The sequence below is a fragment of the Aquimarina litoralis genome, assembly GCF_019295435.1.
In the GTDB taxonomy this organism is placed as follows: Bacteria; Bacteroidota; Bacteroidia; order Flavobacteriales; family Flavobacteriaceae; genus Aquimarina; species Aquimarina litoralis_A.
In genome coordinates this window covers 1-23,526 of the sequence record NZ_WEKL01000114.1, presented here as the reverse complement: position 1 = coordinate 23,526, position 23,526 = coordinate 1, and the positions used below count along the sequence as shown (strand labels likewise).

18 protein-coding genes are annotated in these 23,526 nt (G+C 31.7%); 12 read left to right on the top strand and 6 right to left on the bottom strand.

Translation table 11 applies throughout. The annotated features are described in order from the left end of the window. Positions 1-40 precede the first annotated feature (40 nt). From GBO31_RS26725 to GBO31_RS26670, 12 genes are all read left to right on the top strand, one after another. On the top strand, positions 41-1,084 hold the full coding sequence (locus GBO31_RS26725) for a sensor histidine kinase (RefSeq protein WP_219011702.1): 1,044 nt from the start codon (positions 41-43) through the stop codon (positions 1,082-1,084). A 1-nt stretch (position 1,085) separates the two neighbouring features. Continuing rightward, entirely contained in the window at positions 1,086-1,847 is a 762-nt protein-coding gene (locus GBO31_RS26720; RefSeq protein ID WP_219011701.1) for a LytR/AlgR family response regulator transcription factor, read from the top strand. Between the two features lie 317 nt (positions 1,848-2,164). After that, positions 2,165-2,488 (top strand): hypothetical protein, encoded by a 324-nt coding sequence (locus GBO31_RS26715; RefSeq protein WP_219011700.1) that lies wholly within the window; start codon positions 2,165-2,167, stop codon positions 2,486-2,488. Between the two features lie 273 nt (positions 2,489-2,761). Beyond that, the gene (locus GBO31_RS26710) at positions 2,762-3,331 is read left to right on the top strand and encodes an RNA polymerase sigma factor (RefSeq protein ID WP_219011699.1); all 570 of its coding nucleotides are present in this window, start codon (positions 2,762-2,764) and stop codon (positions 3,329-3,331) included. 70 nt (positions 3,332-3,401) lie between these two features. Then, complete coding sequence (locus tag GBO31_RS26705; protein WP_219011698.1) at positions 3,402-4,088, top strand: hypothetical protein; 687 nt, start codon at positions 3,402-3,404, stop codon at positions 4,086-4,088. 63 nt (positions 4,089-4,151) lie between these two features. After that, the gene (locus tag GBO31_RS26700; protein WP_219011697.1) at positions 4,152-5,798 is read left to right on the top strand and encodes a S8 family serine peptidase; all 1,647 of its coding nucleotides are present in this window, start codon (positions 4,152-4,154) and stop codon (positions 5,796-5,798) included. A gap of 171 nt (positions 5,799-5,969) precedes the next feature. Further along, on the top strand, positions 5,970-8,813 hold the full coding sequence (locus GBO31_RS26695) for a CHAT domain-containing protein (protein WP_219011696.1): 2,844 nt from the start codon (positions 5,970-5,972) through the stop codon (positions 8,811-8,813). A 141-nt stretch (positions 8,814-8,954) separates the two neighbouring features. After that, positions 8,955-9,806: a DUF2490 domain-containing protein gene (locus GBO31_RS26690; protein WP_219011695.1), complete on the top strand. Its 852-nt coding sequence runs from the start codon at positions 8,955-8,957 to the stop codon at positions 9,804-9,806. Between the two features lie 68 nt (positions 9,807-9,874). Next, on the top strand, positions 9,875-10,918 hold the full coding sequence (locus tag GBO31_RS26685; protein WP_219011694.1) for a hypothetical protein: 1,044 nt from the start codon (positions 9,875-9,877) through the stop codon (positions 10,916-10,918). 42 nt (positions 10,919-10,960) lie between these two features. Beyond that, a complete protein-coding gene (locus GBO31_RS26680) occupies positions 10,961-11,419 on the top strand; it encodes a hypothetical protein (RefSeq protein WP_219011693.1) in 459 nt (152 codons plus the stop codon). Continuing rightward, positions 11,419-12,762, top strand: a complete 1,344-nt coding sequence (locus GBO31_RS27145; protein ID WP_246616003.1) for a DCC1-like thiol-disulfide oxidoreductase family protein — start codon at positions 11,419-11,421, stop codon at positions 12,760-12,762. Before GBO31_RS26680 ends, GBO31_RS27145 begins: the two co-directional genes overlap by 1 nt. A gap of 133 nt (positions 12,763-12,895) precedes the next feature. Beyond that, on the top strand, positions 12,896-14,569 hold the full coding sequence (locus GBO31_RS26670; protein WP_219011692.1) for an ABC transporter transmembrane domain-containing protein: 1,674 nt from the start codon (positions 12,896-12,898) through the stop codon (positions 14,567-14,569). 97 nt (positions 14,570-14,666) lie between these two features. On the opposite strand, the gene GBO31_RS26665 is transcribed toward GBO31_RS26670, so the two are convergent. The 6 genes from GBO31_RS26665 to GBO31_RS26635 all read right to left on the bottom strand — a co-directional run. Then, complete coding sequence (locus GBO31_RS26665) at positions 14,667-16,421, bottom strand: hypothetical protein (RefSeq protein WP_219011691.1); 1,755 nt, start codon at positions 16,419-16,421, stop codon at positions 14,667-14,669. 2,260 nt (positions 16,422-18,681) lie between these two features. Further along, the gene (locus tag GBO31_RS26655) at positions 18,682-19,974 is read right to left on the bottom strand and encodes a BatA domain-containing protein (RefSeq protein WP_219011690.1); all 1,293 of its coding nucleotides are present in this window, start codon (positions 19,972-19,974) and stop codon (positions 18,682-18,684) included. A gap of 1 nt (position 19,975) precedes the next feature. Beyond that, positions 19,976-20,872 carry a DUF58 domain-containing protein gene (locus GBO31_RS26650; protein WP_219011689.1) on the bottom strand — a complete coding sequence of 299 codons (897 nt, stop codon included), beginning with the start codon at positions 20,870-20,872 and terminating at the stop codon, positions 19,976-19,978. 20 nt (positions 20,873-20,892) lie between these two features. Next, on the bottom strand, positions 20,893-21,894 hold the full coding sequence (locus tag GBO31_RS26645) for an AAA family ATPase (protein WP_219011688.1): 1,002 nt from the start codon (positions 21,892-21,894) through the stop codon (positions 20,893-20,895). A 14-nt stretch (positions 21,895-21,908) separates the two neighbouring features. Further along, positions 21,909-22,529, bottom strand: coding sequence for a DUF4159 domain-containing protein (locus tag GBO31_RS26640; protein WP_219011687.1), 621 nt, complete (start codon positions 22,527-22,529; stop codon positions 21,909-21,911). A 184-nt stretch (positions 22,530-22,713) separates the two neighbouring features. Continuing rightward, the coding region (locus GBO31_RS26635) for a metallopeptidase TldD-related protein (RefSeq protein WP_219011686.1) at positions 22,714-23,526 on the bottom strand (813 nt) is incomplete at its 5' end.

Sequence of the window (23,526 nt, the reverse complement as noted above, 5' to 3'; positions counted from 1 at the left end):
GAAATATCGTCTTATATTTATAACATATCCAAATCGATAGATGCGCAGTTCAGAAATAAAAAGCATACTCAGAAACAAAGAATTTTACTTTCATATCCTATTTTGGATATTCTATTTCGCATCTATTCATGCTACTTGGACAATCAATTGGTTTGATAGGAGTATAAGRCCTGAAACAGTGTCTCAATTTTCAATACTATTATTTCCATTATTCTTTTATTTCAATGCATTTTGGTTTATTCCAAAATATTTAAAGAAAAGAAAATGGTTACTGTATATATTGATCACTTCATTGATAATAATAGTTATAGAATGTATTAGAATTCTTTTACATCTGTATATCCAAGGAATTCCTACTACTTTCATTCAGGAGTTTATAAGAGAATTCAATAGTTATGATAATATTATTTTAGGTAGACTTACTCCTATTGTTTTATGTTTACAGTTTTCATTTGCATATCGTTTTACTAGAGATTGGATTCTAAACAATACACTAATCGACAAATTAAAAGCTGAAAAAACGGCTATGGAACTTGCTTTTTTAAAATCTCAGGTCAATCCCCATTTTCTATTTAATAATTTAAACACTCTTGATGATCTAATTGATAGAGATCCCAAGCAAGCCAAAGAATATTTGCACAAACTATCTACTATATACCGCTACATATTAACAACTTCTGAAAAGGATGTGGTAAGCCTTCAGGAAGAATGGGATTTTATTAATGATTACATATTTCTATTAAAAGAACGTTATGGAGAAGCTTATCAATTTATGATCTCAAAAGCTACCATAGATCTTTACCAGTATCTAATTCCACCTACCACAATTCAAAGTCTTATAGAAAACGTTGTTAAACACAATCATGGATCTTTAGATACTCCGTTAGCCGTTCATATTGAAGTACATCAGGAAGAAATTTGCATTCATCATGAAAAAAGGCCTAAGATGAATACTACGGAGAGTTTGGGAACCGGTTTGAAAAATCTAAAATCAAGATATCAACATCTAAGTAGTAAAGAAATTTCTATTGTTGACACAAACATTTTTTCTGTAGCTCTACCATTAATTAAAAATATACACTGACATGAACATTTTAGTATTGGAAGATGAACAACGAGCTGGAGAGAAATTAATCGATGCTATTGAATCTGTAACTGATAATCCAAAAATTACCTGGAAAAGAAGTATCCAAGAAACAATAAGTTTTTTGATCGATAGTCCAGCTCTTGATGTTATATTTTCTGACATTGAATTGTTGGATGGAAATGTATTTAAAGTTTACGAACACATACAACCAGATTGTCCGATTATTTTTTGTACTGCTTACAATACATTTTATGTAGATGCATTTAAGACAAATGGAATTGCTTATATATTAAAACCTTATACTTCTGAAGCTTTTAATGAAGCGTGGAATAAGTTTTTATTGCTTTGTAACGGAAATGATCTAAAAAATTCTGATGCAATTTTAGATAAATTAAAATATATCCTTACTACTCAAAAACAGCCTTATAAGTCTACATTTTCTATTAAAAAGAGAGATGGTGTATTTCTACTTAAAGTAAGTGATATTGTATATTTTCAGGCACAAGGAGATTTTGTGATCGCTATTGATATACTTAAAAGAAAACATATCATCAATGAATCTTTAGCTCAAATTGAAAGTCAATTAAACGGAAACCTATTTTATAGAATTAATAGAAGTGAAATTATCAACAAAAATTTCATTTTAAAATACGATAAACATATTAAAAATAGGTTATTAATAGTGTTACAAGAAATTGATACTATAGTGTATACTTCTAATAGTAAGACTTCATCATTTAAAAAATGGGTGAACTATTAATAAAAACATCGATTGTCTCTCGATTAGACATCCTTAAGTTTTGTTAAACTTTAAAGATTTTCTTTAATTCATTAAACAACGACTTTGTTTTAATACTAATAGATTCAAGGTATGAAACGATCTCTTTTTTAATGAATTACACTTTTTTATTATTGTTAAAATCTAGTTAACCCAAAATCTAACTAGTAAATAAAAAATCAATACTGCTATATTTATAAATTGGATACTATGTAATTAAGAAAGGAAGATAAGCATGATTAATCCAACAAAAAAATCAATATATCTTTCTATTAGTTTGGTTGTAAATCTATTAGACAATGAATAATAAGACCAAAAGCAGTATTTATTTTCTTAGTGAATTTGTATTCATTCTATTAATATATTCGATAATCATTCAACCAGCAATACAAACTTTTTCTTTTTTTATTGGAGATGACTATGAATTAGTTAACCACAATTGGGATAAAGATATTGAAGAAGAGGAAATACAGGAAAAGGAAGATAAAAAAATAGAAGAACGACTTATCAAGGAAAGCTCTTACGCTGCTCCATATAATAGGAAGACATTATATCCTTCAAAAAAAAATTCCATATGTAATATTCATCTGGATATTCTTATTCCTCCTCCAGAACAAGCATAAATATTTCTAAACTTCTTTTTTTAGACTTAAGACAAAATTAAGTATCTAAAAATCAAAGAACTGTTTTTTTTCATTTATAGGTTTTGGATGATAAAACTAATCGTTTACTAAGTATAAATAATCGATAAAAATGAATTTTAAAAAATTTTCATTTTATCATGTCACGTTTTTCAACTTTATGACTTATAGAGATAAGTAATTCTAGAATCAAACCTTTTTTCATAATTACTTAGTCTGGCACATAATATCGTAAAAAGGCTAAATCAAATAGGAATGGAATATAAAAATTTTGGACTGAATGAAGTATCATTTAAAAAAATTGTAGTCGATCTGAAAAAGAATGATACCTATTTTTTTGAGCAAGTATTTCTAAAACAATTTGGAGAAACCGTTAAATACCTTCGTAGAGAATACAAAGCTACCCAAGATGATGCTTATGATGCAACTATGGATACGCTTATCGAATTTAGAACTCGTTTTGTAGAAGGAAAACTTCAATATGGGAATCTACGATTTCTGTTCACAAAAATGGCATCACAGATGTTACTTAGAAATCAACGAAAAAACAAAACATCTATAGATGATGTACTGTCATTGACTCAAGAGGAAGATACAGACTTTTTAGAATCCGAAGATCTCAGCCAACTCAATATTGCCTGGCAGTTATTAGGAGATTCGTGTAAACAACTGCTTACCTGGCATTTTTATGGAAAAATGAAATTATCAGAAATAGCAGAAGAAATTCAAAAAAGCCCAGCAACGATACGAAAACAAAAAGAGCGGTGTATACAAAAACTTAAAGATCAGTTTAACTTAAAAACAATTTTAAAACCCAATGATTAAATACTATTCACGAATATGAATCAATGCTAGAGAAAGTTTCATAATCAAAAAACAATTAAATAATAAGCAGATGGAAAATAAATTAAATAAATTTTTAGATCCGAATACTCCAAAAAAAGAACTAGATGTAGTTTTTGGAGAAATCCTGAAAAAAAAGTTGGATGAAGATCTCAGGGCGCAATGGGCAGTAAAGTTGTCTCAGGAATATGGCATCACAAGAAGTAAAACTAATGGCAAAGGAAAGTTTTTTTCTTCCGGATATCTAAAAATATTCCTAGCTGCTGCGGCTTGTATAAGTATCATTATTTCATTACAACTATTAGATAAAACAAACACGGATTCGCAAATACTGGCACAACAATATTTGTCCCAGCAAGAGATATTACATCCTGGAACTTCTAAAGGTGCTTCTGATGAAAATCAAACCAGAATATTGGCAATACTCACATTTAATAATAAAGATTATGCTCAATCCATTCAATATTTTCAGAATATGAAAACACAAAAAGAAGAAGATACTTATTATCACGGGTTAGCACTACTTCTAGACAAAAAATACATAGAAGCAATTGAGAAATTTAGAATGGTACGTGCCATAAGTGATCGTTATGGTCAGGAGTTAAACTGGTATCAGTCTATCGCATATATACTTGATGAGCAAAACGATAATGCTTTAACTCAACTAAAAAGAATAAACAGTACGGACTGGAATTACAAAAACGCACAACAATTATTAAAAGAATTGAATGAAGAATAGCTACTAACTATAAACATGCTAACACTTCTCATTACTATAGCAAACCACTTAAATTAATTACATATGAAAACCTTGAGGTATTTTTTAAACTTATTTTTTTTCTTATTGTGTATACAACCTATTCTAAGTCAGGAAAATGATGTGAATCTTAAAAATCAACAATCTAATGTTCTAGAATCCAATGATGACGATGACGATGACGACGATGACGATGACGACGATGACGATGACGACGATGACGATGAGGATGAGGAAGAAGAGGAGGAAGAAGTGATCAAACACCCTTCGTTATATTTTGTAAAACTTTCTCCAACTATTACCCAAGAAGCAGTAGATAGATTACTTGATGAACTCAACTCTGAAGAGATTTGGTATAGAGAAGAAATTAACTTAAGGTTATGGAATACTATAAAGTTTCCTTATCGAAATGCACAAGGAGAAAATATAACAAATATAGATGGGCAAATAACCAATGCCGAAAGTAAAACTGATGTAGATGGAACTGATTTTAACATCGGTCATATTGTACCACAACCTCCATTGAATATCCAAAACTTCTGTTTTCAGAATACCATGCCTCAACATTCATTAGGTAACACCCCTATAAAAATTTCTATCTTTGATACAGGTTTCAAACCACAATCTGATATTAACTATCCGGGTTATTCTTTTTCTCTTGGAGAATATACGGGATATGACTACATCAACAATGAGGAGTCAGTGGTTAATGATCAAAATGGACACGGTACTCATATAGCTGGTATTATACACCATATCCTTGATCAACAAGAAGGAGCTATGTCCTCCATTTCTTTTGACATCAGAAAAACTCATGATCATCTCGGAAGAGGATACATTTCTAATCTCGTTCCTGCAATTTTAGATGCTGTAAATGAAGGAGCTAACATTCTTAACTTTAGTTTTAGTTATCAGAACTATAACGTAAATCCAGCAGGCAAACCCTTAAAAATGGCCATTGATTACGCAGAACAGATGGGCGCTATGGTTATAGCAGCAGCAGGTAACACTAATGAAAATAATGATATTAATGACATTATATCATTTCCTGCCTCCTATCCAAATGCCAATATTTTATCAGTAGCGTCTGCGAACTGTATTAACAAGTTGAGTCTTTTTAGTAGTTATGGTCAACAAATGGTAGATGTAGCACTATTAGGAGAAAACATTCCTGGTCCCAGTTTAACTGGAACTCTAGGATATCAATCAGGAACTTCTTTTGCTACCGCTAATCTTACGGCACTTGCTGCCATTCTGGGTACACATCAAGCAACTTTTGATCATCAACAGATTCGTTGTGCATTGATAAACACATCCACAACCTCATCAGGTTTGTTTGGAAAAGTAGCTGCTAATGGAGTCATCAATTTTTCTGCAGCATTTAATCAACTAAACACCAATTGCACGAATCGGATTCAAAAAACTAATACGATTACAAAATCTCCATCTATGTTTTTTCCAAATCCTTTTAGTGATATGCTTCAATTTGAAACTAAAGAACCTATTAATGAAACAATTACCATTTCCATCTACAATCAAAGTGGCATATTAGTTCTACAAGACCTTTTGTATGTTACTGACAACCCTCAAAAAATTAATATCACCAAAACTAAACAATTGAAACCAGGACTTTATTTTGTAAAAATATACACACAAGATAATTCAAGTACACATACGGTAGTAAAAAGATAAAACATAATCAATCTGCATTTGGAGAGGGATATATGGTTTTAATCATGTATCCCTCTTTTGAGTTTTAATCATTTAAAACTTCACATAGAATTGTTATATTTTTAACATTTCATTACCTTAGTAATGAAAAATTTAGCGTTATAGTTTACGTATTTATCAAATAACTAACTTATGGTTTTGAACCCCACCTTTATCATTACCACATATTTTCTATTATTTCTTTCTGTTTCCTTAGCAGCCTCGACTAATGACAATGATTTTTTTAAAGAACAATATCAAAAGATCAATCAAAATATCAGACAAGGGTACTATAAGGACAATCTACAACTGATTAAACAACTCGAAAAGGAAGCACGTTATCAAGAACTTGATTGCTATCAAAAAGGAAAAATCTGGCATAAGATCGGAGTGTCTTATTATAAATTAAACCGGGAAAAAGAAGCGATAACATATTATAAAGACAAAGTGTTAAATTCTTGGGAGGATTGTCCACAGGTACCAGCATCAGAGAAAGCTAATACGATCTATAATATTGGTGTTTCATACCAATACCTCAACAATATGGAAGCTGCTAAAAAATATATAGATCAAGCTTTGAATATTTTTGAAAACGACACTAATTACCCAAGTGAAAAATTAGCCAGAAAATATCATGGAATTGGTAGATTTTATAAAGAACTTAACGATGCTTTTCGTGCTGAACTATATTATCAAAATGCTATAAATCTATATCGAAAACAAGGTGGCAATAAATTTAAAGAATTTGATGCTTTAAATAACCTTATAGCAATGAATAATAATTTTAGAGCATATAATAAGTCAAAAAAATATATTAAAGAAGCACTTTCTATTTACAATTCTTTTCCAGAAGCAATTCCACAACTTAATCTAGCGATGGTATATCTAAATGCGGGTAGCACATATTTTGAACTAAAAGAGTATCAGTCTGCAAAAGAAATGGCAAAGAGATCGTTACTTATACTAAATGAGGAAACAGAACCTTTTTATTATTCGATTGCCTTAGAAATAATAGCTATGATCCATGCAGATGAAAGAAATTTTAATGCTGCTGAAAAAGACATGGGTCGTGTTTTAGAGATTCGAAAAAAACTATACTCAGAGGATGGGAATCAAAAACAAATGGGTAGAGTCTATGAAAATCTTAGCGATATTTTAATACGGAAAGGGGATATTGCAAAAGCAGATGATTATATTTCAAAAGAATTTAAAATGTTGGTCCCTGTTGGTAGCTTTGATCAAGACAACTTACCTATTATAAGAATATCTAAAGCGCTTGATGATGCTCATCTTATTCGATTAATAGAGTTAAAAATCCGAGCGTTCGAAGCTCAATATAAAGCTTCAAAGGATGTCCAATTTTTAAAGAAAGCGCTTAGTACACAGCATAAAATAGATTCTGTTATTAACAGAAGTTTAGTATCATTTCAATTTGAACAATCCAAACTGGATTTTTTAAATCTAAAGTTCAAGCATTATGGTAAAGCTATAGAAGATGCCTTACAACTATACGAGATTACTAACAATACGTACTACCTAGAAGAAGCCTATTATTTCTCCTCAAAAACAAAAGCTATCGTGTTGCAATATGAGTTAAATCAGGTTGATGCTTTTAAATCCAATGTATCTAAAGAAGTTCTTCAAAAAGAAAAAACCCTCCGTGAAGAGATGCATACACAACAAGCATTACTTATGGAGGCTATAGACAATCAAGATTCCTTACTAAACACGTATACCAAAGCACAATATGAATTAGACAAGTACTTAAAGGAAATAGAACAAAAAGAACCCGATTATTTCAAAGAAAAATACACCTTTATTCTTCCCCCAAAGTTAAAGGAAATTAGAGAAGATTTACCAAAAGATATGGTCGTTATAGAATATTTTATTTCGGATAATACCATGTATAGTTTTTGGCTTACAAATGATGATTTTTTCTCTATTAGTACACCTTATGATACTGTTATTAAAAAAGCTCTTGACGATTTTATAGCACAATGTCATAACCCAGCATTTGAAGTATCCGAGAAACTCTCTAAATTAATATTTGAACGATGTTTACAACAGGGATTAAAAAAAATCGATTCGAATATCAATCGTATTTGCATTATTCCTGATGGCCAATTACATAAGCTATCTTTTGAAGCGTTGACGGATCCTGATGAAACACCTAAAAAATATTTGATTCAGGACTACAGTATCTCCTACTCCTATTCAATCTCATTGTTATTTAGAAAACAACAAAACCGTACCTATAATTATATTGGGTTTGGTACGAAATATAGCGAAAACCTCAATAAAAAACTGAAGGCTAGAAAACGTTTTTTCGGAAGCGAAAACCTGACGCAACTTGCTTTATCACAAGAAGAAATAAAACGAGGTGCTGCAATTTTTGATGGAAAAACATTTATAAATGATCAAGCTTCTCTAGAAAATTTCATATCACATAGTACAGATGCCGATATCATTCATCTTTCATTACACGGTTTAGTGGATATGGATGATCCTGGTAGATCTTCGATTATTTTTGATGACCAACATCAAGAGTTTATACTTTCTTCTCAGGATCTTTATGGAAACAGGTTAAAAGCAAATCTGGTATTACTCAGCGCTTGTCATTCTGCCAGTGGTAAAATATATAGTGGAGAAGGTGTTCAGGGAATGAGTAAATCGTTTCTACTAGGAGGTGCACATAATATTCTGTCTAGTCTATGGAATGCTACTGAGGCTAGCTCTCTGTTCATTACGACTTCTTTCCTAGAAAATATACATTCAGGACAAGCAACAGATGTAGCTTTACATCAATCTAAATTAGATTATCTTTCTAAAACAGAACCGAATAAAAAACATCCTTACTATTGGGCTAATTTTATATTATTAGGAGAGGTGGATAAGTATCAAGGATCCAAAAGTCTTTCAGTTTGGATGATATTATTAGGAATAATAGTCCTTTTCTTTTTTCTACTACGCTATTCTAAATCAACTCGTAAAGTATAAAATTACCTAAACTTATATAGTATTATATTCATACAGTAGAGCTTTTTTCAAGTTTAAAAAAAAATCTAAAAAAAGCCTGTCACACTATCTTCTTTTCTTTCTTATAGAGATAACAATATTAACTCAATAAGAATTACTAAAGTGACTAAACTGAAGATAATATCCGCATTATTTATATACTTCTTTACAAGTATCGCAATCGCACAAGAAGATCTTAAATTATGGACAGGGTATAGCGCTCAAGCAAAACTTACCAAAAAATGGAGACTTTCCGCTGGTCAATTATTATTGTTTAATCAAGAGCCTTTTGAACTATCCTCGATGCAAAATAGTGTAAACATAAGGTATAGAATGAGCAAAAGGATGAGTTTTGGTACGGGATACCTTAGATCATCAGATCCTTCAGATCCGGATCAGGAAGCAAGAAACCGAATCACTGGTCGTTTTCGGTTAAATGCCAGATTAGGTAAGGTACGTTTTGCTAATAGTCTAAGAGCGGAATGGCACTTCCCAGAGAGAAGTAAATTTGAATATCGTATTCGTTATGGACTTCGTATTCATGGTGGAAATTGGGGATTACCACTTAAAACCACTCCTTTTATAACTAATGAGGTGCATTATTATCTTTCCGGAAGACCATTACAATACCGAGATGCATCGGGTGATAAGGTAGTAAAACAATCTCCTGATGGTCTACACGCACATAGAGTCACATTAGGCATACGCTTCAGACCCTTCAGAAGAGCCAATGCCAGTATAAGTTATATGCAGCAAACAGAATTTAACATCGGTAGCAAGTATCGCGAAATAAATGTAGTAGATCCAAGAAATGGAAGAGTACGAAGAGCTTTTAACAATTTTTCTGTCTTGATGTTCAGGTTTTCTTATCAACTGGATTTAAGACAAAAGTCTCCTCGATCAAAATCTATAGGTAATCGTATTCCAAAGACTTCTTTACCAATTGTACAGATCACAGACACCAAGACCTATTAAACTGATTGCTAAACACATAAAACATCTAATAAGAATCAATATTTAATTTTTAACCAATATCCTTAATTATGAAAACTATTAAAAGATCAAATATCTGTAAAAATGTAGTCGATTATAAAATTGATAGAACAATGAATCAAAACCATCAACCTATTGCAGGTGATGTAGCCATATTCGAAGTTATAAGTATAGGCTCTTTAAATGCAATTCAGGATTTTGAAGGCAGAAATAGTTATATATTCCCCGGAGATAAAATAATGCTAGCGTTTGGTAATCGATATGCAAGTAATCAATTTGAAGGTTATGTACCAGAAAAATACCAAGAAACATATGACCTAATAGGTAAAGGTGGTGTCGTTGGTACGGTGGTATCCATGTTTTATAAACTAGAACTTAAAGGACCTACTAAATTAAAATTAGTGGGATACGCTACCAGAAAGGAAGATCAAGTAATCAATACCAAATATTATCATAGAAGATCGGTAAAATTCAATTCAAATAAAGTCAGAAATTTCAAAACTATATTATCCATTGGATCTAGTATGGACAGCGGTAAAACCACTACTGCAGCCTATTTATGTAGAGGCTTAAAAACGTCCGGATATAAAGTCGCCTATATTAAACTAACTGGAACCGTATTTAATAAAGACAGAATGCTGGCATATGATTGCGGTGCTGATATAGTTAGTGATTTTTCTGAATTTGGATTCCCTTCTACCTATCTCTGTTCTACAGAAACCATTATGGATTTATACGAGGGATTATTATCAGAAATAGCAAGTAATGATCCGGATTATGTAGTTATAGAAGTTGCAGATGGATTATACCAACAAGAAACACGTGCCCTCTTAAATCATTCTTTATTTACAGAAACTATTGATCATGTTATTCTATCATGCTGTGATAGCCTTGCTGTACAAAGTGGAGAGCAGTTGTTATCACCTATTTTTGGTGACCGTCTGTTTGCTTTAGCTGGTTTGTTTACCGGAAGCCCACTTCTAGTGACCGAAGTAGAAAGTCAGTCCTCAATTCCGGTACTTACGTTAAGTAAATTACTAGAATCAGACTTGTTAATTGATCTGCTTTCTGAGCGCGTTAATGTTGCTGTATAAAGTAAGTATCTGTTTATCATTTTCATTTTAAAAACTATTGTTATGCAATATTCACAGAATCAAGCATTATGGATAAGCATATTTGTCATTGTACTCATCTTATCACCTGTACTCGAAAATTGGGCTAAAAAACCAACAGATAGTTTCCCGCTATCATACTATCCCATGTTTTCTAAGAAAAGACAAGCTACTTACGGTATGTACTACTTTGTTGGATATGATGCTGCTCATAATAGATATAAAATTTCATACAAACTAGCGGGAACTGGCGGATTTAATCAGGTTAGGAGACAAATAACAAAAGCAGCTCGATCTGGCAAAGCTACCGAATTTACTAAAGAAATAGCCGAAAGAATCGCCACAAAGAATGAATATCCATATTCTAAAATGATACGCGTAGAATTAGTTAAAGGGTATTATCATTTGGAGAATTTTTTTCTAAAACAAGATACATTACCTGTTCATGAAAGAAAGGTAGCCTTTCACAAAATCAAAAAATGATGAGTTCTTATTTCAAAACAATACGAGATCATTGGTTTATAAATGTAACTCCACAGCGGTTAGCGCTATTACGAATTGCCACTGGTATATTTTGCTTATGGTATTTACTTTCACGTTTTAGTATGCTTCAAAAGATGGTCAAAAATGTAGAAGCTTATGACCCTATAGGAATACTAAGTTGGATGGAACAACCAATTCCTCCTACAATTTTCTTATGGATCACTATAGGGGTCATTTTGTTAAATATAGCCTATATCATTGGCTGGAAGTTTAAGTTTACCGGCCCCTTATTTGCGGTTATTATATTATTATTTTTCACATACCGCAATAGTTGGTCTATGGTCTATCATAACCGTAATGCTCTTATTTTACATATGGTTATACTTGGATTAGTCGCTTCTGCAGACGCCTGGTCCTGGGATGCCTTTAAAAAATTAAAAAAAGGGTGTCATATTCCCAAGGCAAATTGGCAATATGGATGGCCAATACAATTAATTTGCGCGGTTACTGCAGGTTCTTATTTTTTATCTGGGATCGCTAAACTTGCTGGAGATTTAGCCTTAGAATGGGCTAATGGAACTGCTATGCGATCTCAAGTTGCCGTAGATGCTATACGCAAAGAAGTATTAGGCTCTGAAGCTGCTCCTCTATTCGACTTTTTATTCGAGCATACCTGGTTATTTCTAGGAATGGGTATTCTTACCTTTATTTTAGAGCTGGGAGCACCACTAGCTCTTATAAAAAGACGTTGGGGAATGGCATGGTCAATTATGACCTGGATGATGCATTGGGGTATCTTTTTTATAATGGGAATAAGTTTTCGTTATCAAATGACTGGATTAATATTCTTATCATTTTTTGATATTGAAAAACTATGGAACATTAAAGAAAAGAAATTAACCGTTTCATTCTCAAAAAAAGTCACTCTTAAAAAGATCCCCACATCTATAATTCTTTTTGACGGTGTCTGCAATTTATGTAACAGCTGGGTACAGTTTATTCTTAAAAGAGAAAAAAACAAGCATTACCATTTTGCCTCGTTACAATCAGAAACTGCAAAGGTTTTATTAAAAGAGTACTCTATATCTCTAGATCTTTCTTCTATAATATTAGTAGAAGATGGTATCATATACCAAAAAAGTGATGCTATTTTAAGAATCTGTGAAAATTTAAGATACCCTTGGTATTTAATACGATGGTGTTTAATAATTCCTAAGGTATTTAGAGATCGTATATATGATTTTGTTGCCTCTAACCGATATATGTGGTTTGGTAAGAAACAACAATGCGATCTTCTGGATACTGATCAAAGAGCACGTTTTTTAGACAATACTGCTACTTAATAATAGTGTTTGTTACCCCAGTATTTGTCTGTCCAAAAGACCTTCTCTTTCCTCAGGAGGAGGTCCTTGGATAAACCAAAAATTCTTTTACCTCGATACAATAACCGATATAAAACTCTTATCTATATATAGTATGTCACCCAATAAATGGAATATCATCAATAGCTTTGCTCGTAGACATATTACATTACTGATTTTCACCTTTTTCACAGGCTTTTACTACAATATACTCACCATTATGATCCCGATTAGTATTGGTAAATTCTACGAACTTAGCTTTGGTTTTTCTTCACATCGATTGGCAGCATTTAAGTTTATTCCATTCATGGATGCTCCTGATTTTGGATCCTTTCTTATCTTTTTCTTTTCATTAGTTATACTTCGATTAATATTTGAATATTTAAACCGATATGGTATTTCACTAATAGGGGAAAGCTTTAGTAAACAGTTAAGAGAAAAACTCTTTGCTAATCAATTACAAATTACCATGGAAGTATACAATAATAAAGGTACTGGCAAGTACCTTCTGCGGTATAGTGGAGATCTTAAAAGCATTCAAAATTATATAAAAAACGGAGTAATCCGATTTTTGCAAGATGTGTTCTTGCTGAGTATTGCCATTATTGTCATTGGATGTTTTGATGTTTATTTAGCCCTCATCATTACTGTCTGTATTCTTATTTCTTCTGTAATCCTCTGGATGCTCAATAAAATGTTATACAAAGTTTCTCTAGCCAGGAGAAATAGTCGTTCAGGAATGTTAAGCTTTGTCAATACACGTCTACGCGGTATATTAACCCTCAAGGCTTTTAATAAATATCAACCAGAAGAAAAACGATATCGAAAAAGATCAAACACACTTTATGATATAGGAAAAAGTTATGCCAAAATTATTTCAATAATTCAGGCTATTATTCCTGCAATTACATACAGTATGCTCGGAATTATAATGCTATATATTTTTATATCATCAAAAAAAAATAGTATGCCTATAGAAGGATCTTCTCTCCTGATACTGATATTATTAATTATCTCTACACTACCTGTACTAAGACGAAGTTTAAGAGTCAGTATTGTATGGAAATTAGGAAATATATCTTTTTCTAAACTTATTAATATTTTTTGTTTGCCTAAAGAGAATCAACTGCAATTTGAAAACTTAATGCTCAACTTAGAAAAAATCGTTTTTAGTGATGTTAATTATTGCTATCCCAATACATCTAAACCTGTGTTCAAAAAAATTAATCTAACTATTGTTCCTAAAAGCACCACACTTTTACAAGGTGTATCAGGAACAGGAAAATCCACCTTTATTCGCTTGCTAGCAAAATTTATGTCACCTTCTAATGGTAGTATAAGATTTGGCAGTGTTTGCAGTAGTTTATTATCAGAAAAAACAATTAGAAAGAATATTGCAATTGTTTCAAAAGATTTTCCTTTATATGGTAGAAATGTATATGAAGCATTAGTATACAATAGAAAAGAAAGTACCCGAAAAAATGCTAAACTTCTGTTAGAACATTTACAACAGTTTGAAAAAAACCAAAATCAACTCCAATTAGATAGTAAAATTGGTGATCTAGGAGCTAACTTAACCTCTGGGCAACGAAAAATATTGATGTATTGCAGAGCTTTATTAACTAAAAAACCTATTTTGATTCTTGAAGAGCCTTTAAAAGAACTTAACATAAAAACTCAAAATTTACTACTTCAGATGCTTAAAAATATGTCTAATCAACAAACCATTATTCTTTTAGATGATCATCCTGTCGAAGGTTTTCATATTGATGCAGTTCACTATTTATAAGCTTCTACCATATTCATGAAACCTGTTTTAAAAGCTAAGAACATTAGAAAATCTATCTTTTCTTGATAGATGGCTATAGTATATACTTAAGTTAATTTTAGGTTATTTTAGGAATCAACCATAAATATCCCAAACAACTTATAAAAAACACAAATAATCCGATAGGGTTTATCGGTTCTACAGGAGAGTTTGTTTTTACATTATTCGAAGAAGATATATCAAAATTTCGACTATTTGCTTGAATTTTATGATATATCATATTTGATCGCCAAACAGTTGTATCCACTACAAAATAGTTCAAAACAGCTGTAGTATCCTGAGCTATATTTATATGATTCCAACCATTTTTTTTAGGAAAAGTTTTCCCTTTCCATATGCTTGGTATATCAATATTTCTTTTCATTCCTATACGATATCCTTCTTGTGTCTTAACTTTTGGATCAGGTATAGAAGTTCTAACTGTAAATTCATAAGGTTGATCTTTACGAGTCATAGTTTTGCTGGCATCCCAGTATATACCAGTATTTTGCTTTTTACTAATGTCATTGATAATATCAGACCATAATTCTTTATATGCTGTGCTTTTTCCATCTAACAAAAGTTCATAAGTTCCTTGAAAAATTGCTGTACCAACTCTACCTTTTCCTACTCTTTTATATGCAGCAACAATAGCTCCATCAGTACTATAGAGTATTGGTTGTAGAGTAAATTCTTTTTTAAAAGAAAAAGGATATTTCATTACTCTTGATTGTGTAGCGTCTTTTAGACGAGTTTCAGAATTTTTTTCTCTTTTAAAATCAAAGGAAATGCTGCTTTTTCTAGATTGAAAGAGGTTTTCATCTGGTTGAATAAAAAGACCCAATCCCTGATTTCGTATAGCCGCCTCTAATACCGATTTTGATGTTTTACCAAGATTTTTAGCAATCACCGCATCTAAAATTATCAAATCAAAGGATTCTATATTTTTTTCTGTAAAAGTACCTATCTGTATACGATCTGTGTTGAAATATTCAAATTTAAACTTCCCTTTCGTTATTTTGGTTTTTACCAATACTTCATGCCCATTTTCTGCTAAATAATTTTTCAGATATTTTGTTTCGAACGTTGGAAATTCATTAACTATTAATATTCGTAAACTTTTCCTTTGTACTACTTGAATAGGAAGAGGATTTTTAGAAAGTATATTTCCTAATGAGTCTTTTTCAGTTATTCTAAAGGTATAATTACCAACTATTTTAAGTTTTGTTGACAGCTGAATTTCCTCATTTTTATTACCCTGTAAGATAATAGAATCGACATTGCTTCCTCCAGGTTCTTCTAAAAACAATCGAGCACCTTTTTTTGGATTGTTATATATTCCTTTAAATAGTATTTTTTCTCCAGTAGTAGCTTTCTGATTATATCTATATTTTATAATACCCGAAGGAATATCACTTTTAATAAATGTTGTTTTATAACCTTCTAATTGCCAAAAATCATAAGGAGCTATACCATTCCCCAATACAAAAATAGTATCTAATGTATGAAGCTGTTCAAGAATAGGATAATTTTCCTTGTACGTAAGTAATTTAATTTTTTTATACACTTTTTGAAGGCTATCCAAAGCTTCTTGATGATAATTTGGAGTAAGTATTGCTATTTTGGTATTCTTAGGAAGTGCTGGTAAAGCAGGTTTTAACGCTATTATTGCTATCGATATAATTGCAAAAAAAGCTACTAAAATTCGTATCCAAAACGTACGCTTTCCAAAATGAACCCACTCTTTCCAAATACACATCAACCATACGACAAGACTACAAATTGTTATAGGAATGATCCAATGACTATGTAAAAAGATAATCTCGCTACTCATTCTTTTTCAAGTTCTTTTAACAATAACTCATTGATCTCACTCATTGGTTGTTCTTTTTTGATAGCACTTGCTTCCATTTCAGGAATTGCATAGAGTAACCCTTTTTNCAATTCAATTAAAGCTTCTAAAGGAGTTTCTACATCTTCTGATATCCATTTTAATTGTTGTAATGTTTTTAGATATTTTCCTGGTGTTTGCGTAGCTTTTACAGCTAATTCATTGGCTGCTTCTTTAAAAATTAATTTGTCTTTTTCTGTAATAGTAACTTTATTTTTTGTGAAGATTAAAGCTTCTAATGTAGCAATAGCCAAACGCATATTTTTATGTATATCTTCTTCTTCTAATTCAGCCGTTTTTCGATACCCATGCACTTTATCTATCTCACCTGTTAATCTTTTATCTTCTTTTATAGGTGGTGGATCAAACCCGATTCGATGTACATAAATACGCGCGCTATTTTTTATCTCTTGAATAAGCTTTAACGCTCTATATTGATAAGGTAAAGACTTTTCTGGTGTATATAATCTCAAATACAATTCGGCATCCCACATTTCGTTAAGTGCCTGTCGTAATTTACTTTTTAAAGATTGGGTAAATAATGTAGATTCTTCAGGATCATCATGGTTATGTAAATATTCTGCTAAAGGATCTTTCTTTTTTTCTTCTTCTTGTACAAGATTGTGTTCATTATCATGATCATGATTGTGTGTATATTTTGCCAGAGGATCTTCCTCATGATCCTCATGTCCTTCATGGTCGTCATGTTCTTCATGATCATCATGATCTTCTTCATGATCATGTTCTCCTTCATGATCGTGTTCATGGTCGTCTCCTTCAGCAGCATGAACCACTTCTGTCTCGTCTCCCATAAATTCGGCATATTTTAGTCGTAGTACTTTTTGATCAAAACCTAATTCATTACTTCTCGATTTGTATGCTTCAGCGGATAGTTTAGATTTTTCTTTCAGTAATTTTTCTGTATCAATTATGAGCTGACGCTGGCTTCGAAAATAATCTGGCATTAAATCAACTCCCATGGTTCCTTCAACAGCAAACGAATCCGAAATAGTATCTTTTATAACTGCAAAATAGGTTTCACTTCTTGCTATATTTTTTTCAGGTCTTTTTTGATCTACAGCTTCGACATAGAAATAAAGTTCATCACCAGGTTCCATATTCATCTGGTCCAGATTGATTTGTTTTGACAAATTCATCTGTTTACTTCCTTTTTGTAAATTAGAAAATTTAAGTTTCTCTTCTCTAAATTTCACAGACTCTCCTGAGCCTTTACTAACGGTAGCAATGATATAAGCATCATCAATTCCGAAGTCATCTCTTATTTTTGTAGTAAATGGTACTTTTTTATTTTCATTGTAATTAAAAGAAGTGAACTGCTTGATTCCCAAAACCTGTATATCGGGACTTTTATCTTTTATTACATCTATAGGATATAATTCAGAGACATATGACTTATCCTGAAAATCAACAAACTTAAAATTATAAAAACCTGAATTACTTAATTCAGATGCTCCTTTATAGATCCCATCAACTAATTTCATTGAGTGACTATTACCAGCGCTTTCAATCAAGACTTCCTTAATTTCTTTATCGAATTGTAGTGTCCATAGTACTCGAGAACCTTCCACCGCATTGATTCCCATATCAGTAGTTGTCAAAGATGGGATCTTGGTATATCTAGGATATGTAATTACTAATTGTTGTTGTATTAGTTTTGGAGGTTTGATTACCGTTGCAGTCGTATCAGTAGCTTTAAAAACTACTTTTTCTGAATTATTTTGTGGTACACCAGAATGATTAAACCTATCAAATATTTCTGTATAACTTAATATCAAACCTATTAAAACGCATAGAACAAGAATTAATGCTCCCTTTTTTATAGAACTCGGTGGTTGTATTTTGTTTCGTTTTTCAACAAGCGTATTTTCAATTCTATTTTGTTGAATTTTAGCTAATCCAGATAATTCTCCGTCAGTCTTTAGTATAAGTCCTGTGCTATACTCTGTAGCATCTAAATGTTGATCTATATAACTGGCTACATTTTCTAAGCTAGTTTTCCATGGTTTTGTAAAAATTAGCATTATTCCGCATATCACCATACAAACTATTAATGACCAGAGGATATTATGAAATAATAAGTAAATTATTAGTGCAGGGCCTAAAGCATATAATAAGGTTTCTACGCAAAGAAACAACTGCCATTTGCGCTTAAATCCTACCAATATATTATACCCCAACTTCATTATTGTTTTCTATATTTTGCTATTCCACGTTCTGCAATTAATATTGTACCAAAGAGTAACCATAGCCATTTCGAAATATCTAAAAGCTCAAACTGCTTCTTCTTTACATTTTTATTAAGAGCCAAAGGTTGAATTTCAGAAACATCGATACTTCTTTTATCATATTTTCTGATATCTTTCGTAAATTCTTTATGATAACCTAACAACTCTAAAATCTGTTCAGAAACATTTTTAGTAAGAATAGTTTCAACATTAAGTGATTCCGTAAGAAAGAAAAGCTCGTTTGAATTACTTGGTTCGATACTATGTTTTGCAAATTCATCTGGTTTATATACCAATATCTTTGTTGATGTATTTGGTAGCGGATCATTAGATAACCATATCGCAAGATCAAAACCAGTCATATCATTAATATTGGTGTTTGTAAACTCCTTTACCGCAATAGTTTTATTTATATATTTTGAGATGGCTTTTAATGAAGAAACTATCAAATTTTTCTGATCAGAAAGACTGTCTTCATAAACCAATGCTACTTTTTTGGGAACAAAACTAGTGATGGGGATTATTTGTCGAGTTCCTTTTTTGGAAAAAATAACACTATCCTCTGTATTTGTTAACTCAAGTTTTTTAGTTGAGACCCTTTCTTTATTAAAAGTCAACTGATATTTGTTACTATTTAATCTAACAATCTCAGAGGTATCTTCTTTTACCAGAGCACTTAAAACATGCTCATTAGATATATTAATATCAATAGGTATCCAATTAATAGTTTTATTAATGATTGGTCTAGCTCCTTTCATTCCCGCTATAGAAGCTTTGGTAAACACCACGATACTATCTGTTGGTAACATTTCCATTTCTCTAGCTAACTTCCAGTAATTTGGAACACTTAATTGATCAATATCTAATTGATCTTTATCCAACAGAGGAAAATCAGTTTTCAATAGTCTCAGAGATTCTCCTTCTTCTATAGAGTCTAATATACTAGCCATACGATCATCTTTAACCAGAGAAGGCTCTACTAGATATGTAACTGGTGTAAAGTTTGTTTTTTGTTTGAATTGAACTCCGGAAATAAGTAATACAAGAACTCCAATTAATACTATTCTTAAGAGTAGTAATAAGAGTTCATTTAATTGGATACTTCTAGATTGTTTTGAGTCTGATTCATTTAATAATTTAGTACTACCAACTTTGATTGTTCTCCCTTCTCTTTTACCCCAAAAGTGAATAACGATTGGAATCATAACTCCCAATAAAGCCCAAAGATATGTAGGATACAAAAAAGACATATCAGACTAATTTATTTCGTTTTTTAAGAAATAACCGAAGCATTTCTTCTACAGGTTGGTTCAATTGACATAAATGATAGTCTATATCATTCATAAGCAATGTGTTTTTTAATTTTTTTATCATTGCTTCCATCGCGGCTAAGTATTCCTTTTTAGCAGTTTTTGTATCTATTTTAAGTTTTGTACCTGTTTCTAAATCTTCAAAAGTTACGGTTCCTTTATAATTGAAGGTTAGCTCATTTTCACCCATAAGATGTAATATAATGACCTCATTTTTTGGCGTTTTAAGCTGCTTTATAAAAGAAGTTAGCTCTTCCGTATGTTCATAAAGATCCGAAATAAAAAATATCATTTCTTTACGATTTCTAGTATGTAGACTTTTAGAAACATTAGGATTTTCTGGCCATTTCCCCTTGTTTTCTATGGCAGTAAGTTCTAAAAGGAAACGATTATAATGTTGTTTTTGAATTTTAGGATACAAATCATACAACTGATGTTCATTTAAACCAAATAAACCAATAGCGTCTCCTTGGTTTTGACAGATATATCCTAAGGAAGCGACCAATACCCTAGCATAGTCCATTTTAGAAAATTTGTGCTCTGTATGCAACATTGAAGCACTGGCATCAATTATAAATTTTATCGAAATATTAGATTCTATTTCTGACTGCTTGATATAATACCTTCCAGATCTGGCTAACATTTTCCAATCTAATAATCGCAAATCATCGCCTGGTTCGTAATTTCGAAACTGATTAAACTCCATTCCAGTTCCAACATTGCGACTATGATTTAATCCAGATAAATATCCATCAACAATAATCCGGGCGATAAGAGACAAGCCAGATACACTTTTAATCAATTCTGGTTTTAATAATTGATGATAATCCTGTCTCACGTACTTGCGTTTTTATTTCCTTATTTTCCGACTTGAATTTGATTCAATAAGTGATTTGTAACATCATCAGATGTAATTCTTTCAGATTCTGCACGGAAATTTACAATCACTCTATGTCTTAATACAGGTATCGCCACGTGTTTCAAATCTTCTAAAGTAACTGCTAATCTTCCTTGCGCTAAAGCTCTTGCTTTAGCAGTTAATATCATGGCTTGTCCAGCTCTTGGTCCTGCTCCCCAACTCACCCATTCTTTAACATAAGAATTTGTTGTTGTCTCTGGTCTGGTAGCTCTAATTACTTTACTTACGAAAGAAACCAAATCATCACTAATAGGTACTTCTCTTACCAAGTGTTGTAATCTAAGTATATCAGCACCAGAAATTACCTTATTTAAAGTTATATCCTGTATACCCGTTGTATTTTTCAAAATCGTTGTCTCATCCGATTCTGTTGGATATCCAATTTTAATATATAATAAAAAACGATCTTGTTGCGCTTCGGGAAGTGCAAAAGTTCCGGATTGTTCAATTGGATTTTGGGTAGCTAAAATAAAAAATGGCCTATCTAGTTCGTAGGTTTTCCCAGAATAGGTAACTTCAAATTCTTGCATGGCTTCTAACAAAGCTGCTTGTGTTTTTGGAGGCGTACGATTAATTTCATCTGCCAAGATGATATTAGAAAAAATAGGTCCTTTATTAAACTTAAAAAATTTCTTACCGGTACTATAATCTTCTTCTAATATTTCAGTACCTATAATATCTGAGGGCATTAAATCTGGTGTAAACTGAATCCTCTTGAATTGTAAATCTATCGCCTCTGCCAATGTTCGAATCATTAAGGTTTTCGCCAAACCTGGAACTCCTTCTAATAAAGCATGCCCTCCAGCGAGAAAAGTAATTAATAGTTGCTCGATTGTTTCCTCTTGACCGGTTATTACTTTACCTATTTCTTTTCGTAGGTTTTGTAACTTTCCAGTAAGTGTATCTATTTCGTGTTCTATACTTGCTAACTCTTTATCCATTTACATACATTCTTTTATGACGTCAATGCATACATGACGATATTAACACCAAATCTGGTATTGTCTATTTTATACCATCGTTTATTTCTAAAATCATAATCCCATTCGCATCCATAATCCTTATTACTATATAAAACCCCTATTCTTCCATTAATCTCTATAGCTTTTAGATAATCATGAACGATATCATCTCCCCATCCATTCAATTCTTGTGAAGTTGTTGGAGGACCATCTTCAAACTCAAAAAACACCTTATATAACTCATGGTTGTTAGGTATTTTTTTTAGTGCTTGAGGGCCAAAAATATCTGCCATTTGCCGTTCAAAGGATTTTGAAAATAATCCATCTATATCATGATTACAATCATCTGCAAAAACAAATCCTCCATTATTCACATACTTTTTAAAGTTTTCTCGTTCTTTTTTCGTGAACTGAACTAACTTATGACCAGAGATATAACAAAACGGACTTTTGAAAATTTCATCACTACTTAAGGAAATTATTTTTTCCTGAGTATCTACTTTTAAAGTAGTGTACTCTACTAGTGAGTTTAATAGATTAGAAGGCATTCGTTGATCAACATCCCAATCTCCAGACTCGTATTGCAATCGCGTAAAGAAAAACTTAGTACTCAATATTAAATTAAATAGGTGAAATAACAATATAGATCATTAATTAAGAAGATGATCTAAAATTAAAGTTAATTAGGATTCTATTACGATACATATATAAATCCTACCTAGCATAATCATACAACAACACTCAAAAGATTTATTAAATGATTACGCTAGATAGTATAAATTAATTTCGCAATTTCAATTATACAGCATCAGAAAGGCTTGTAAAAGTAAAATCTCTTATTTTCATGTATGGCACTAAATTACCATCAATTCTTACTTGTTTTCCTAAAGTTTCCAAATTATTAAGCATAATAATTGGGCTTTCATTAAATCTGAAGTTCTTTACAGGATGTTTGATTTTACCATTCTCTATATAAAAAGTTCCATCTCTGGTCAATCCTGTATATAAAAGGGTTTGAGGATCAACACTTCTAATATACCATAATCTAGTTACTAGAATTCCTTTTTTAGTTCCTTTTATCAAATCTTCGAGAGATGCATCGCCTCCTTGCATAATAAATCCATTAGGAAAAGGCACTGGATCTACTCCTTTTTGTTGTGCCCAATAGCGACTATATGCAAGATTTTTTACGACTCCATTTTCTATCCAACTCGTTTTCTTGAGAGGTTGTCCAGATCCGTTCCAAGTACCGGTAGGCACTTCAGGATTTAATGGGTCAGACCAAATATTTACTCGTTCATCAACAATTTTTTCTCCGAGTTTGGTTCCTCCACCTTCTTTAGACATAAAACTTCTTCCTTCATCAGCGGTACGTGCATTAAATGCAAACGCCATATTTCCAAGGAGACCTACTGATGCCGCGGGTTCTAAAATAACCGTATACTTACCAGGTTCAATAGCTTTTGCTTCTTTAGACATTACCGCCTTGTCAATTGCTACTTTGGAAGCTTCTGCCGCATTGAATTTAGCAACATCGTTATAATCTCTAGTGACCCAACCAGATCCCGTACCATCATTACTTCTCATTGTTACGGTAAAGCTGGCATTCGT